This is a genomic window from Enterobacter sichuanensis, from assembly GCF_009036245.1.
Classification (GTDB): Bacteria; Pseudomonadota; Gammaproteobacteria; order Enterobacterales; family Enterobacteriaceae; genus Enterobacter; species Enterobacter sichuanensis.
The window spans coordinates 3,480,831-3,494,505 of the sequence record NZ_CP027986.1; the positions used below are offsets into that span (position 1 = coordinate 3,480,831).

The 13,675-nt window shown below is 57.0% G+C and carries 16 protein-coding genes; 3 read left to right on the forward strand and 13 right to left on the reverse strand.

Annotation, left to right across the window (positions count from 1 at the left end; all coding sequences use genetic code 11):
- Positions 1–35 precede the first annotated feature (35 nt).
- The 10 genes from pepB to trmJ all read right to left on the reverse strand — a co-directional run bounded on the left by pepB (position 36) and on the right by trmJ (position 7,897).
- On the reverse strand, positions 36–1,322 hold the full coding sequence (pepB, locus tag C1N69_RS16710; RefSeq protein ID WP_047959238.1) for an aminopeptidase PepB: 1,287 nt from the start codon (positions 1,320–1,322) through the stop codon (positions 36–38).
- A 60-nt stretch (positions 1,323–1,382) separates the two neighbouring features.
- Positions 1,383–1,583, reverse strand: a complete 201-nt coding sequence (gene iscX, locus C1N69_RS16715; RefSeq protein ID WP_003860650.1) for a Fe-S cluster assembly protein IscX — start codon at positions 1,581–1,583, stop codon at positions 1,383–1,385.
- Between the two features lies 1 nt (position 1,584).
- Entirely contained in the window at positions 1,585–1,920 is a 336-nt protein-coding gene (fdx, locus tag C1N69_RS16720) for an ISC system 2Fe-2S type ferredoxin (protein WP_003860652.1), read from the reverse strand.
- Between the two features lies 1 nt (position 1,921).
- On the reverse strand, positions 1,922–3,772 hold the full coding sequence (gene hscA / locus C1N69_RS16725) for a Fe-S protein assembly chaperone HscA (RefSeq protein ID WP_155031565.1): 1,851 nt from the start codon (positions 3,770–3,772) through the stop codon (positions 1,922–1,924).
- Positions 3,773–3,786: 14 nt separating this feature from the next.
- Positions 3,787–4,302 (reverse strand): co-chaperone HscB, encoded by a 516-nt coding sequence (gene hscB / locus C1N69_RS16730; protein WP_047959240.1) that lies wholly within the window; start codon positions 4,300–4,302, stop codon positions 3,787–3,789.
- An 80-nt stretch (positions 4,303–4,382) separates the two neighbouring features.
- The gene (iscA, locus tag C1N69_RS16735) at positions 4,383–4,706 is read right to left on the reverse strand and encodes an iron-sulfur cluster assembly protein IscA (protein ID WP_003860659.1); all 324 of its coding nucleotides are present in this window, start codon (positions 4,704–4,706) and stop codon (positions 4,383–4,385) included.
- Positions 4,707–4,719: 13 nt separating this feature from the next.
- Positions 4,720–5,106, reverse strand: coding sequence for a Fe-S cluster assembly scaffold IscU (gene iscU, locus C1N69_RS16740; RefSeq protein ID WP_003860661.1), 387 nt, complete (start codon positions 5,104–5,106; stop codon positions 4,720–4,722).
- 24 nt (positions 5,107–5,130) lie between these two features.
- Positions 5,131–6,345: a cysteine desulfurase gene (gene iscS, locus C1N69_RS16745; RefSeq protein WP_003860663.1), complete on the reverse strand. Its 1,215-nt coding sequence runs from the start codon at positions 6,343–6,345 to the stop codon at positions 5,131–5,133.
- A gap of 119 nt (positions 6,346–6,464) precedes the next feature.
- Complete coding sequence (iscR, locus tag C1N69_RS16750) at positions 6,465–6,956, reverse strand: Fe-S cluster assembly transcriptional regulator IscR (RefSeq protein WP_008502158.1); 492 nt, start codon at positions 6,954–6,956, stop codon at positions 6,465–6,467.
- Positions 6,957–7,171: 215 nt separating this feature from the next.
- On the reverse strand, positions 7,172–7,897 hold the full coding sequence (trmJ, locus tag C1N69_RS16755; protein WP_025757670.1) for a tRNA (cytosine(32)/uridine(32)-2'-O)-methyltransferase TrmJ: 726 nt from the start codon (positions 7,895–7,897) through the stop codon (positions 7,172–7,174).
- A 131-nt stretch (positions 7,898–8,028) separates the two neighbouring features.
- Here trmJ and suhB point away from each other — a divergent pair, with 131 nt between their 5' ends.
- Positions 8,029–8,832, forward strand: a complete 804-nt coding sequence (suhB, locus tag C1N69_RS16760) for an inositol-1-monophosphatase (protein WP_003860668.1) — start codon at positions 8,029–8,031, stop codon at positions 8,830–8,832.
- Between the two features lie 49 nt (positions 8,833–8,881).
- On the opposite strand, the gene C1N69_RS16765 is transcribed toward suhB, so the two are convergent.
- Positions 8,882–9,862, reverse strand: a complete 981-nt coding sequence (locus C1N69_RS16765; protein WP_155031566.1) for a nickel/cobalt transporter — start codon at positions 9,860–9,862, stop codon at positions 8,882–8,884.
- Positions 9,853–10,491 (reverse strand): DUF1007 family protein, encoded by a 639-nt coding sequence (locus C1N69_RS16770; RefSeq protein ID WP_094918376.1) that lies wholly within the window; start codon positions 10,489–10,491, stop codon positions 9,853–9,855. Before C1N69_RS16770 ends, C1N69_RS16765 begins: the two co-directional genes overlap by 10 nt.
- Before the next feature lie 125 nt (positions 10,492–10,616).
- Here C1N69_RS16770 and csiE point away from each other — a divergent pair, with 125 nt between their 5' ends.
- Positions 10,617–11,894, forward strand: a complete 1,278-nt coding sequence (csiE, locus tag C1N69_RS16775) for a stationary phase inducible protein CsiE (protein WP_045284598.1) — start codon at positions 10,617–10,619, stop codon at positions 11,892–11,894.
- Here the strand turns inward: csiE and C1N69_RS16780 are convergent.
- Entirely contained in the window at positions 11,889–13,034 is a 1,146-nt protein-coding gene (locus C1N69_RS16780; protein WP_104556372.1) for a 3-phenylpropionate MFS transporter, read from the reverse strand. The genes csiE and C1N69_RS16780 overlap by 6 nt on opposite strands.
- A gap of 173 nt (positions 13,035–13,207) precedes the next feature.
- Here C1N69_RS16780 and C1N69_RS16785 point away from each other — a divergent pair, with 173 nt between their 5' ends.
- Complete coding sequence (locus tag C1N69_RS16785; RefSeq protein WP_023615984.1) at positions 13,208–13,630, forward strand: DoxX family protein; 423 nt, start codon at positions 13,208–13,210, stop codon at positions 13,628–13,630.
- The last annotated feature ends 45 nt before the right edge of the window (positions 13,631–13,675 follow it).

Sequence of the window (13,675 nt, forward strand, 5' to 3'; positions counted from 1 at the left end):
CCCCTTGGGGAGAGGGCTGGGGTGAGGGGCAACAATTACTCAGCCGTCAGCAGATTCGCCACGGTACGCACGCCGAGACCGGTCGCGCCTGCGGACCACTGCTCAACCGCCGCTTTACGGTACGTCGCGGAGCAGTCGATGTGCAGCCAGCCTTCGCGGTAGTTCTCAACGAAGTGAGACAGGAAACCGGCTGCGGTGCTTGCCCCTGCCGGGTACGCCGCGCTTGCGGTGTTGTTCAGTTCGGCAAAGTTAGACGGCAGTTGACTACGGTGGAACTCGGCCAGCGGCAGGCGCCAGAACGGCTCGTTCTCTGCCGCCGCACTTGCCAGCAGGCGGGCAGCCAGCTTGTCGTCGAAGCTGAACAGCGCATGGTAGTCGTTACCCAGGGCGGTTTTCGCCGCACCGGTCAGGGTCGCCATGTCGATAATCAGCTCTGGCTTCTGGGCAGAGGCATCGATCAGACCATCGGCCAGCACCAGACGGCCTTCCGCATCGGTATTCATCACCTCAACATTTTTGCCATTGCGGTAATGAATGATGTCGCCCAGCTTGAAGGCGTTACCGCTCACCATGTTGTCGGCGCAGCACAGGTACAGCTTCACGCGTTTTTTCAGGCCACGGGTAATCGCAAACGCCAGCGCGCCGGTAATGGTCGCCGCGCCGCCCATGTCGGACTTCATGGAGTCCATGAACGCGCTCTGCTTCAGGCTGTAGCCGCCGGTATCGAAGGTGATGCCTTTCCCGACCAGACAGGCAAAGACCGGCGCGTCTTTATCGCCGGTTGGGTTGTAGTCCAGCGCCAGCAGCACCGGAGGACGCTCAGAACCACGGCCCACGGTGTGGATCCCCATATAGTTCTGCTCGCGCAGATCTTCACCTTTGGTGATGCGGTAAGACATTTTATCGCCGGCCACGCCGCACAGCAGGTCAACGGCGCGCTGCGCCAGCTGTTCCGGTCCCAGCTCTTCCGCCGGTGCGTTAATGGTGTCGCGCACCCAGTCGATGATGTTCAGGCGGCTTTCCAGCTCTTTTTGACCGGCTTCGTCAAGGTTGGCCCACTCAATTTTGCGGGTGCCTTTCGGTCCTTTATAGCCAGCCCAGAACGCCCAGCTGCGGTCGGTGTCCCAGCCCTCGCCTGCCAGAGAGACATGCTTAATGCCCAGGCCGTCAATTTTACGCGCGGCGCGCTGGATCAGGCCCAAATCATCGTTGCCCGTCAGGTGCAGGGTAATACCGTCGTTGTTGATACTGTAGGTGGCTTTCTCGCCCCAGCGCGCGTCGGCAGGCTGATTCGAGAGCGTAATCTTCATCGCTTCGGTCATTTTATTTTTCCTTATTAGCAACTAGCAAACGGGCCGCCTGAAGGCAGCCCGTTATGTTATTTATTCTGCTTCATCTAACCAGACTAACAGAATCGCCTCCAGAATTTTTTCATTGGATGCGTTGGGATCGTCGTCGAAATCCTCTAAATCGCAGATCCACTGATGCATGTCGGTGAATCGTACGGTCTTCGGATCGAGATCCGGGTTCGCGTCGTAGAGCGCTTCGCCGATTTCGCGGCTGTCTGTCCACTTCAGTCCCATATTAATGCTCGCGTGCGTGGTTGATGGTATAGCGTGGGAATTCCACGACCAGATCTTCATCGGTCACCGCGGCCTGGCAGCTTAAGCGGCTGTCGGGCTCCAGACCCCATGCTTTATCCAGCATATCGTCTTCGTCTTCGGTGCTCTCGGCGAGAGAGTCAAAACCTTCACGCACGATGCAGTGGCACGTCGTGCAGGCACAGGATTTCTCGCAGGCGTGTTCCACTTCGATACCTGCACGCAGGGCAACATCGAGAATGGTTTCACCGGTCTTCGCTTCCAGAACAGCGCCATCCGGACAGAGGTCCGCATGAGGCAAAATAACAATCTTTGGCATATTAAACCTCGTCCACGGACTGGCCTTTCAGCGCGACGCGGACAGATTTGTCCATGCGGCGAGCAGCAAAGTCCTGGGTTTGTTTATCAACGTTTTTAATGGCTTCTTCTATTGCATCAGCGTCATTGCCCTGGGCGACCATGCTTAAGTGCGCGGCAGCCTCGTCAATCACCTGACGCTCAGCGGCGCTTAACAGCGCGGCATCGGCAGCGAGCGCGCCGTTCAGGCTTTCCAGCACGCGTGCGGCTTCCACTTTCTGTTCCGCCAGCATACGCGCCTTCACATCCTGCTCGGCGTAACTCATTGAGTCCTGAATCATGGAGGCGATTTCGCCATCGGTCAGGCCGTAGGACGGCTTCACCTGAATGGACGATTCCACGCCGGTGGATTTCTCCATCGCCGTGACGCTCAGCAGACCGTCCGCATCCACCTGGAAGGTGACGCGAATATGCGCCCCGCCCGCCGGCAGCGCCGGAATGCCCCGCAGCGCAAAGCGCGCCAGAGAGCGGCAGTCCTGTACCAGCTCACGCTCGCCCTGCATCACGTGGATGGACATCGCGGTCTGGCCGTCCTTAAAGGTGGTGAACTCCTGCGCGCGCGCCACCGGAATGGTGGTGTTACGCGGAATGACTTTCTCCACCAGGCCGCCCATGGTTTCTAGCCCCAGCGACAGCGGGATGACGTCCAGCAGCAGCATTTCGCTGTCCGGCTTGTTGCCGACCAGTATATCGGCCTGAATCGCGGCGCCCACAGCGACCACTTTGTCCGGGTCGATGGCGGTCAGCGGCGTGCGGCCAAAGAACTCACCTACACGTTCACGCACCAGCGGCACACGGGTGGAGCCGCCCACCATGACCACTTCCAGCACCTCGTCAGCCTCAACGCCGGCATCTTTCAGCGCGCGACGACAGGCCAGCAGGGTACGCTTAACCAGCGGAGCGATCAGATCGTTGAACTGGTCGCGGGTGATTTCACCCTGCCAGCCCGCCACGTTCACGCTGGCTGACGGCGCATCGCTCAGGGCGATTTTGGCGTCAATGGCCGCATCCAGCAGTTCACGCTGTACGCGGGCATCGCTGCGATCGGCAATACCCGCCTGCTCGCGGATGTAATCCGCCAGCAGATGGTCGAAGTCATCGCCGCCCAGCGCGGAATCCCCGCCGGTGGCCAGCACTTCAAACACCCCGCGGCTTAAGCGCAGGATGGAGATGTCAAAGGTGCCGCCGCCGAGATCGTAGACCGCAATAACCCCTTCCTGACCGGAGTCGAGGCCGTAGGCAATCGCCGCGGCCGTCGGTTCGTTCAGCAGGCGCAGCACGTGCAGGCCCGCCAGACGCGCGGCGTCTTTGGTGCCCTGACGCTGTGCGTCGTCAAAATAGGCCGGAACGGTAATCACCACGCCGTCCAGATCGCCGCCAAGGGTCGCCGTCGCGCGCGCCGCCAGCGCTTTGAGGATATCTGCAGAAACACGGATCGGGTTCAGCAGACCGGCCGCGGTGGCAATCATCGGCAGGCCGTTTTCACTTGCCTGCAGCTGATACGGGAGATGCGGATAGCGGGTCTGGATATCGGCCAGCGAGCGGCCCATCATGCGCTTTACTGAGCTGATGGTGTTGGCCGGATCGCGCGCCGCGTTGGCGCGAGCGTCATAGCCGACCGCGTGACCCTGCGGCTGGTAGTGGACCACGGAAGGCAGCAGATGGCGGCCCTGCTCGTCAGCCAGCGTTTCCGCCTGGCCGCTACGCACGGTCGCCACAAGGGAATTGGTGGTGCCCAGGTCAATACCGACCGCCAGACGACGCTGGTGCGGTGCGGCACTTAAGCCAGGCTCACTAATTTGTAATAAGGCCATAATTGCTTCCGAAATTAAAAATCGAGCAGCTTTTCTTCGAGTTGTTCAGCACTGCTTCGCAGTTTATCGAGAAAACGGAGTTTGCGCACAGTATCTGCCGCCACGTCCCAGGTCTCGTTGTTCAGTTGCTCCACCATCTGCTGATGGCGGATATCGAACATGCCCTTCACGCGCGTGATGAAACGTTCCAGACGCGCTTCGTCTTTGGCCTGTTCAATCTCATCAAGCTCTTCGCGAAGCTCCAGCTGCTCCATCAGAAACGCCGTGTCGCGCACGGTGTGCTGCTCGCTCGCGAGATCAAACCCGTGGAGCGAAAGCAGATATTCTGCACGCGCCAGCGGATGGCGCAGCGTCTGCCAGGCCTGGTTGATGGTCGCAGATTGCGATACCGCAGCCAGCTGCTCCGCCTGCGTACCACTGGCGAATTTGTCCGGATGATACTGACGCTGCAGGTCCTGAAAACGGGTAGTCAGCGCCTGGAGATCAATCGGGTATTGAGCGGGTAGTCCGAAGAGAGTGAAGTAATCCATAACAATCTCAGGGGTAGCCTGTTAGAACAAACCCCACGCGTGGCGGGTAACGCCACGGTGGGGTTTCGGATAACGCGCGATTAAACGTGGAAGCTTTCGCCGCAACCACACTCGTCTTTGACGTTCGGGTTCGTGAATTTGAACCCTTCGTTCAGGCCTTCTTTTACAAAGTCCAGCTGAGTGCCGTTGAGGAATTGCAGGCTTTTGCCATCGACCACCACCTTCACGCCCTTGTCTTCAAACACGGTGTCATCAGACGCCGGCTCGTCAACAAACTCCAGTACGTAAGCCATACCAGAACAGCCGGAGGTACGTACGCCCAGTCGCAGGCCAAAGCCTTTACCACGGTTCGCCAGAAAAGAGCTTACTCGCGCGGCAGCGCTGTCGCTAAGGGTAATCGACATACTCAAACCTCAATTATTTTGCTTCACGTTTGCTTTTGTAATCCGCAATGGCGGCTTTGATCGCGTCTTCTGCCAGAATGGAACAGTGAATTTTCACCGGCGGCAGTTCGAGCTCTTCAGCAATGTCCGTGTTCTTGATTGCCTGTGCTTCGTCCAGAGACTTGCCCTTCACCCATTCGGTCACCAGGGAGCTGGACGCAATAGCAGAACCGCAGCCGTAGGTCTTGAAGCGCGCGTCTTCAATGATACCTTCATTGTTGACTTTAATCTGCAACTTCATCACGTCGCCACACGCGGGTGCACCGACCATGCCGCTACCGACAGATTCATCGCTGTTGTCAAAAGAGCCAACGTTGCGCGGGTTTTCGTAATGATCGATGACTTTTTCGCTGTATGCCATGATTGAATTCTCCTTATGTACCGATTAGTGATGTGACCATTCAATGCTGTTCAGATCCACGCCCTGCTTAAACATTTCCCACAGTGGAGAAAGGTCGCGCAGACGGCCGATGGAATTGCGAACCAGCTTGATGGTGTAGTCAATCTCTTCTTCGGTAGTGAAACGACCTAAAGAGAAACGGATAGAGCTGTGTGCCAGCTCGTCAGTCATACCCAGCGCGCGCAGCACGTAGGATGGCTCCAGGCTTGCAGACGTACAGGCAGAACCGGAAGAAACCGCCAGGTCTTTCAGGGCCATGATCAGCGATTCGCCTTCAACGTAGTTAAAGCTCACGTTGAGGATGTTCGGTGCACCCTGCTCGAGATCGCCGTTCAGATACACTTCTTCCATATCTTTCACGCCGTCCCACAGACGGTTACGCAGCGTACGCAGGCGTGCCATCTCGGTTTCCATCTCTTCTTTCGCAATGCGGTACGCTTCGCCCATGCCCACGATCTGGTGAACAGGCAGGGTACCGGAACGCATGCCGCGCTCGTGACCGCCGCCGTGCATCTGTGCTTCGATGCGAATACGTGGCTTACGACGAACGTACAGTGCGCCAATGCCTTTCGGGCCATAGATTTTGTGGCCGGAGAAGGACATCAGGTCCACTTTCAGCTGGCTCAGGTCGATAGGCAGTTTGCCCACGCTCTGGGTCGCGTCTACGTGGTAGATGATACCGCGCGCGCGGCACATTTCACCGATGGTTGCGATGTCCTGTACCACGCCGATTTCGTTGTTGACGTGCATGATGGAAACCAGAATGGTGTCATCACGCATGGCCGCTTCGAGCTCTTTCAGGTCAATAATGCCGTTGCTCTGTGGCGCCAGGTAAGTGACTTCAAACCCTTCACGCTCGAGCTGACGGCAGGTGTCCAGCACGGCTTTGTGTTCGGTTTTGCTGGTGATGATGTGCTTGCCTTTTTTCTGATAAAAGTTGGCTGCACCTTTGATCGCCAGGTTATCGGATTCGGTCGCACCGGAGGTGAAAACAATCTCACGCGGGTCGGCACCCACCAGGTCAGCAATCTGATTACGGGCGATATCAACCGCCTCTTCAGCATGCCAGCCAAAACGGTGTGAACGGGAAGCTGGGTTACCAAAGTTTCCGTCCAGGGTCAGACACTGCATCATTTTCTCGGCAACACGCGGGTCCACCGGCGTGGTTGCGGAGTAGTCGAGATAAATCGGTAATTTCATTGCTCTATAAACTCCGTACATCGCTTCAATGCAAGGAATCAGGCAACCGGCTGGATGTACGACCGAGTACACGGGGCATGTTTTTGCCCCGGCCTGATTCTGAAATACTTATCGTTTTATTACGCGCGTAATTTGACGTCGATAGCGTCCTGCGCGCGAGTGCTGCGTTGGGAATCATGGCTATGCTGACGACCGGAAACGTCCAGAACTTCCTGGTTATTCACCAGTTCACCGAGAGTGATGTTGTTCAGGAAGCCGGTCAGACGGTCGCTCAGATCGCGCCACAGCGCGTGGGTCAGGCACTTATCGCCACCCTGGCAGCCGCCTTTACCCTGGCAACGGGTCGCGTCAACGGATTCGTCTACGGCGCTAATCACTTCGCCGACTGCAATACTGCCCGCGTCTTTACCGAGCAGATAACCGCCGCCCGGACCACGAACGCTGGAAACCAGTCCATTTTTACGCAGTCTGGAGAACAGCTGTTCAAGATAAGAGAGGGAGATCCCTTGTCGTTCAGAAATATCAGCCAACGGAACCGGGCCCGCTTCGGAGTTGAGCGCAACGTCCAGCATCGCGGTTACGGCATAACGCCCTTTAGATGTCAGTCTCATGTCTTACTTAACCTCAAACTCGCCCCTGCCCGGGGTTTTTTATAGTAAAATGGGGTATTGCATAGCAGGGCCAAGTCTGACATTCCTGACTAAAATGGTCAACTATTTACTTGACTGTTTTAGTCAGGTATTTAACCTTCTGTGCCTTCATAATATAGGTGCGGCCTGATGCCCTCACCCCAGCCCTCTCCCACGGGGAGAGGGGGAAATCGGCACTACTCTTTATTCTTCTGCTCAATCGACGCCAGAATGCCGCGCAGGATGTTCAGCTCCTGGCTTTCCGGACGGGCGCGGGTAAACAGACGACGCAGTTTGTTCATCACCTGCCCCGGGTGGCCTTCACGGATAAATCCGGTAGAGAGCAGGGTCTGCTCCAGATGCCCATAGAAGCGCTCCAGATCGTCCACCAGCGGATAGGCCGTCTCTTCCTTCGGTTCTGCCGCGCTCTCCTGCGTCGCCAGCCAGGCCATACGCACTTCGTAAGCAATAACCTGCACCGCCATCGCCAGGTTCAACGAGCTGTATTCCGGGTTCGCCGCAATGGCGACGTGATAGTGACATTTCTGCAGTTCGTCGTTGGTCAGGCCAACGCGCTCGCGGCCAAACACCAACGCAACCGGCGCCTGTTCCGCTTCCGAGACACTTTTCAGGCCGCATTCGCGCGGATCGAGCATGGGCCACGGCAGCGTACGTGAACGCGCGCTCGTCCCCACCACCAGGCTGCAACCGGCCAGGGCTTCATCGAGCGTGTCCACGATCTGTGCATTGCCGATCACATCGCTGGCACCGGCCGCCAGAGCAATCGCCTGCGAGTCAGGTTTCACCAGCGGGTTCACCAGCCAGAGATTGGTTAAGCCCATGGTTTTCATAGCGCGGGCAACGGAGCCCATGTTGCCGGTGTGCGATGTTTCGACCAGCACGATTCGAATGTTTTGCAGCATAATTTTTAATGTCTGAATTCAGTGTCTGAAGAATATTCGGGCATATTATCATAAACGGGAGACATAATCCGATCCCGCTGCTATACTCTGCGCCGATTTTCCTGTTCTTTAACATCCAGTGAGAGAGACCGATGCATCCGATGCTGACCATCGCCGTGCGCGCAGCGCGCAAGGCGGGTAATGTAATTGCCAAACACTACGAAACGCCAGACTCCGTAGAAACCAGCCAGAAAGGCAGCAATGATTTCGTGACTAACGTCGATAAAGCCGCAGAAGCGATTATTATCGAAACGATCCGCAAATCTTACCCACAGCACACCATCATCACCGAAGAAAGCGGTGAACATGAAGGTACCGATCAGGATGTTCAATGGGTTATCGATCCACTGGATGGCACCACCAACTTCGTTAAACGCCTGCCACACTTCTCTGTGTCTATCGCCGTACGCATTAAAGGCCGTACTGAAGTCGCCGTTGTTTACGATCCAATGCGTAACGAACTGTTCACCGCGACCCGCGGTCAGGGCGCACAGCTGAACGGCTACCGTCTGCGCTGCAGCAATGCCCGCGATCTGGATGGCACCATCCTGGCGACCGGTTTCCCGTTCAAGGCGAAACAGCACGCGACCACCTATATGAATATCCTCGGCAAACTGTTCACCGAATGCGCGGACTTCCGTCGCACTGGTTCTGCCGCGCTGGATCTGGCCTATGTGGCAACCGGTCGCGTTGACGGTTACTTCGAACTCTCACTGAAGCCATGGGATTTTGCAGCGGGCGAGCTGATCGCACGTGAAGCTGGCGCGATCGTGTGTGATTTCACCGGCGGCCATAACTATATGTCTACCGGCAACATCGTTGCAGGTAACCCACGCGTTGTTAAAGCCATGCTGGCAAACATGCGTGATGAGCTGAGCGATGCGCTGAAGCGTTAATGCCGAAAATGCCCTCTCCCCGTGGGAGAGGGCATCAGGCCGCCCCCTTTTAAAAAGGCCGCAATCCCCTTCCTACCGGCACGGCGCTCATCCACATCGTCACCGCCGCCGCCAGCAGAATCACGCCTCCCGCCAGCGCAAGCGTTGTCCACCCTATCTGTCGCCACAGCACCGGCGTTTTACTGCCGCTGAGTTTTAACGCCAGCTGACGGAAGCTGTGAACCAGCAGAGCCAGCGACGAAATCGTCAATGACGTCCCGGCCGCCATGGCCAGCGCAGACAACATGCCCCAGCCGAACACGCCAATCACTTTACTGAACAGCAACACCATGATGGCTCCCGAACACGGGCGCATGCCCATCGAGAGCACAATCATCAACCGCGCGCGCCAGTCGTCGCCGCACTGCAGCTGTTCCTGCGTGGGCAGATGCTGATGACCGCAGCCGCAGTGGGCATCATGAACATGATGCGGGGTAAAGGATTTGAATGTCGGCTTTTTCAGCAGCGCGCGCAGTTTTTTTAACGCCCGCCAGCAGAGGATCAGCCCCAGCACGCCCACCAGCGCATAGCTCCCCTTCTCCAGCCAGAAACTGCTCATGTGCAGCTGGCGCGCGGGAAGCTGCAATAGCGAAAGAACCACCACCACCAGCCCGATAGCCACGCCTCCCTGCAACAGCGAAGAGGCCAGCGTCAGACCGATGCTCGATTTAAGCTTCGACGGATGGGTGGCAAGCCAGGTGGTGATGACGATTTTGCCATGCCCCGGCCCCAGCGCGTGCAGAACGCCATAGAGAAAACTGAACGCCAGCAGGGATCCGCCCGCTTTCGTTGGATTTTCTGCCACCGCTTTCAGTAACCCGCTCATCTGCTGGTTAACCTCACGCTGCCAGACAATGCTATTCATCATTACCTGCGGCCAGGTCTGCCATAGCCACAGCGCGCCGCAAACCGCGAACAGCAAAAAGAGGGCCAGCGGCCAAAGATGTAGCCAGCGGCGTGGTTTTCGAAGAGGAGAAGCAATCACTGACATTGTAAGGTCACCTCCTGCGCGAACTGTTTGCCCAGCGCCATGTCTTCAGGCGGGGCATCTTCTTTGTCGAGCGAAATCGCAAAGTTACGCGTCTCTTCGCTGGGGTTCGGGGTGTGAACAGAGAGTTTGCAGTTTTTTTGCAGCGCGGCAGGCAGCTGTACGTCGCTCTCTTTGGCGTAACTCATGTCGACGTAGTAGGTGGGATCAAAGGTCGAAAAGGTATATTTTTGCCCGGCCAGCGGCTGGGGATGCGCCAGCGGAAGCACAAACGTCAGTACCGCCTGATGCCCGTCACGCGTCATACCGTATTCCGTGGGACGGTTCAGAAATTTGACCTTTTGTCCGTTATGCCAGAACTCTGTGAAGTAGTGCTGGCCGAGCACGTTGGCCATCACTTCCGCTGCCAATTTTTTCCAGATCTCATCGCCGGGTTTTGCGTTACCCGCATCATAGAGCAGGTCAGCCGAGGTGATCTCATCCATCGTCCAGCGCATTTTCAGGCCGCTCAGCTGCGTGCCGTCGGTGACCAGCTCGGTTTTAAGGCCAATAAAACTGTGAGGGTGTGCGCTGGCAGTGAAGCCGATCGCCGCCAAAAATAACGTCATCGCGCATTGTTTAACTGTTTGCATCAATTCCTCACGTCAAAAATTCTGTGATGTTCCCCAGCAATCCTGAGTGAAAGGCCTGCCGGCGCGCTTTTCAGCGCCCATCCTTTAGCTATTCTTATCAAACATTCACACTGGATACCCGACAGATGATGACGACGCTTGAAATTCCATCTGTGCTTTCCAGTTCGCAGCGCCGCTGCCAGGTGCTTTTGATGCTTTACCTGCCCGATGCTGCCGTCACCGCACAGAGCATAATCGCTGCCAACGGCGTGGACGACGCGATGGCACGGCAAGATATAGCCGAGACGCGCGATGAAATCCAGCGCTATCACCGGCTGGATATCGTCACGCACCAGGACGGCAGTTACCGGCTTGAAGGCACAGCCCTTAATCAGCGTTTATGCCTGCTGCACTGGTTGCGCCGGGCGCTGCGGCTTTGCCCGCAGTTTGTCTCGCACCAGTTTACCCCTGCATTAAAAACCGCGCTTAAACAGCACGGCATTGCCCGGCCGCTTTACGACGACGCGAACCTGCGGGCGCTGATCAACTTCTGTTCGCGCAAGCTCCAGCGCCAGTTTGAATGCCGCGACGTGCAGTTTTTACAGCTCTATCTGCAATACTGCCTTATTCAGCATCAGCTGGGAAACACGCCCCAGTTTTCCCATTCTCAGCGCAGCTGGACCCAGTCGAGAGGGGAGTATTTCACGGCGCAGGAGATCGTGCGGCACTGGAAACGGCGCGTCCCGCAGGGGGCTCACGGGGATGAACAGCTGTTTCTGGCGCTGTTGTTTATGATGCTCCGCACGCCCGATCCGGTGCTCGATAAACACCAGCAGGATCAACGTTTGCGCCGGGCCATCGTGCGCATGGTGGCCCGTTTCCGCTCACAGACCGGGATGAACTTCAGCGATGAGCAAGGCCTGACCGATCAGCTCTATATCCATCTTGCACAGGCGCTGGACCGTTCGCTGTTTGAGATCGGTATCGACAATAGCCTGCCGGAGGAGATCCACCGTCTCTACCCTCGCCTGTTACGCACCACCAAAGAAGCGCTGTTTGAGCTGGAAGCGGAGTTTGGGCTGCGTTTTTCCGATGAAGAGATGAGCCTTGTTGCGGTGATTTTCGGTGCCTGGCTGATGCAGGAGACCGATCTGCACGAAAAGCAGGTGATCCTGCTGACGGGTGACGATAAAACCAGTGAGGATCGGATTGAACAGCAGCTTCGCGAGCTAACGCTGCTGCCGCTCAACATTCGCTACCTGACGCTGCAGGCGTTTCAGAAAGAGGGGGCGCCGCGCGAAGCTGCGCTGGTTATCACCCCCTACCCGACTGCCCTGCCCCTGTTCTCACCGCCGCTCATTCATGCCGTTGAGACACTGAACGCACAGCAGCAAGAGCATATTCGCGCGATGCTGGAATCATAGCGGCGCGCGAGGGGCCACTTTAGGGCGAATAACCATAGCAGGTAAGGCCACCAGCGCCATGACCCAGAAGACACCGTGTCCCAGGTGCTGATAGAGGAACCCCGCAAAGACCGTCATGATCGCGATACTGCCTCCCATCGCGACCGCTGAATACACCGCCTGCAGACGAATAACGTCCCCGCCTTCGCGCGCCGCGATATAGCGCATCGCCGCCAGATGACAGACGGTAAAGGTGCCGCAGTGAAGAATTTGCGCCACAATCAGCCACGGCAGATCGGTCGTCCAGCCCATAATGCCCCAGCGCGCCACCCCGCACACGGCGGAAAGCAGCAGCAGATCACGGGCGCCAAAGCGGCGGAACAGCTTTTTGCTCAGGGCGAAAATCACAACTTCGGCCACCACCCCCAGCGACCACAGATAGCCCACGGCAGAGGCCGAATATCCTGCGCCTTGCCAGTAGATGGCGCTGAACCCATAGTACGCCGCGTGAGCCCCCTGAAGCAGACAGACGCACGCCAGAAAACGCCAGCTTTGTGCAACCAGACTCCGCCACGCGGGCCAGCCTGCGCTCTCCTGATGGCGGCTTTCTCCCTGAGGCATTACCGATGGTCGCAGCAGCATGCCCAGCAGCATCGAGGCAATACCGATGCTCAACAGAGCAAGAATGGCACGGTAGTCGTAAAGGCTGACCAGTTTCCCCACCAGCGCCGAGCCAATCACAAACGCAATGGAGCCCCACAGGCGTACGCGACCGTAGTCCATGGTGATCTGCTTTTGCCAGGTGTTCGCCAGCGCGTCCGTCAGGGGCACCAGCGGCGAGAAGAACAGGTTAAAGCCAACCATCACCACCATCAGCCAGGCAAACTGGTGGTTGAACCAGAAGCAGGCCACAAAGACCAGGGTCAGCAGAGCCAGAATGCGCACGGCCTTGATCAGTAAGGAGGGATCGCTGACGCGCGGGGCAATCAGCAGGCTGCCGAGGAAACGCGCTACCAGTCCGGCCCCCAGCAGGACTCCAATGGTCTCGGGCGTCAGGCCGATCCCCTTGAGCCAGACGCTCCAGAAAGGCAGAAAAATACCGTAGCTAAAGAAATAGGTGAAATAGCTGAGCGCCAGCCAGCGCGTGGAATGCAAGACCATGAATCCCTCCCGAAATCGAGGCCATAGTCTGGCGAGAATATAAAAATTAAGCAAGTCGATAGCCTGCTATAAATTAACGAAAAAATAACATTTTGTGCAGTCGTCTGGCTTATGGCAGGGAATGAAAATGTGTATTACGTTTAAATTACTCCACTTGCAGAGGTATTTCTGCCATGAACTCACTTCGCTATCTCGATTTCGGTCAGTCACGTCATTTGCTGCTGCTGATTGGGCGCATCGCGCTTGTCGTACTGTTTATTATCTTTGGTTACCCAAAACTGACGGGGTTTAGCGGGACCGTACAATACATGACCTCGCTGGGTACGCCGATGCCCATGCTGGCGGCCATTATTGCAGTAGTCATGGAAGTGCCTGCCGCGATCCTGATCGTGCTGGGCTTTTTCACCCGTCCTCTCGCCGTACTGTTTGTGTTCTATACGCTGGGTACGGCGATTATTGGCCACCATTACTGGGATATGACCGGTGATGCGGTCGTACCGAATATGATTAACTTCTACAAGAACGTCAGTATTGCGGGAGCCTTTATATTGCTGGCGATTGTGGGTCCCGGTGCCATCTCCCTCGACCGGCGTTAAGCCATAAAAAAAGGCCGCAAGCGCGGCCTTTTTTATTTCTGCGAA

Excerpts from the sequence above, each read along its gene's own strand:
- iscU (WP_003860661.1), bottom strand. The coding sequence starts at position 5,106 with ATGGCATACAGCGAAAAAGTCATCGATCATTACGAAAACCCGCGCAAC.
- C1N69_RS16785 (WP_023615984.1), top strand. The coding sequence starts at position 13,208 with ATGAACTCACTTCGCTATCTCGATTTCGGTCAGTCACGTCATTTGCTG.
- hscA (WP_155031565.1), bottom strand. The coding sequence starts at position 3,772 with ATGGCCTTATTACAAATTAGTGAGCCTGGCTTAAGTGCCGCACCGCAC.
- iscA (WP_003860659.1), bottom strand. The coding sequence starts at position 4,706 with ATGTCGATTACCCTTAGCGACAGCGCTGCCGCGCGAGTAAGCTCTTTT.
- csiE (WP_045284598.1), top strand. The coding sequence starts at position 10,617 with ATGATGACGACGCTTGAAATTCCATCTGTGCTTTCCAGTTCGCAGCGC.
- fdx (WP_003860652.1), bottom strand. The coding sequence starts at position 1,920 with ATGCCAAAGATTGTTATTTTGCCTCATGCGGACCTCTGTCCGGATGGC.
- C1N69_RS16780 (WP_104556372.1), bottom strand. The coding sequence starts at position 13,034 with ATGGTCTTGCATTCCACGCGCTGGCTGGCGCTCAGCTATTTCACCTAT.
- trmJ (WP_025757670.1), bottom strand. The coding sequence starts at position 7,897 with ATGCTGCAAAACATTCGAATCGTGCTGGTCGAAACATCGCACACCGGC.
- C1N69_RS16770 (WP_094918376.1), bottom strand. The coding sequence starts at position 10,491 with ATGCAAACAGTTAAACAATGCGCGATGACGTTATTTTTGGCGGCGATC.
- iscS (WP_003860663.1), bottom strand. The coding sequence starts at position 6,345 with ATGAAATTACCGATTTATCTCGACTACTCCGCAACCACGCCGGTGGAC.
- C1N69_RS16765 (WP_155031566.1), bottom strand. The coding sequence starts at position 9,862 with ATGTCAGTGATTGCTTCTCCTCTTCGAAAACCACGCCGCTGGCTACAT.
- suhB (WP_003860668.1), top strand. The coding sequence starts at position 8,029 with ATGCATCCGATGCTGACCATCGCCGTGCGCGCAGCGCGCAAGGCGGGT.
- iscR (WP_008502158.1), bottom strand. The coding sequence starts at position 6,956 with ATGAGACTGACATCTAAAGGGCGTTATGCCGTAACCGCGATGCTGGAC.
- pepB (WP_047959238.1), bottom strand. The coding sequence starts at position 1,322 with ATGACCGAAGCGATGAAGATTACGCTCTCGAATCAGCCTGCCGACGCG.
- iscX (WP_003860650.1), bottom strand. The coding sequence starts at position 1,583 with ATGGGACTGAAGTGGACAGACAGCCGCGAAATCGGCGAAGCGCTCTAC.
- hscB (WP_047959240.1), bottom strand. The coding sequence starts at position 4,302 with ATGGATTACTTCACTCTCTTCGGACTACCCGCTCAATACCCGATTGAT.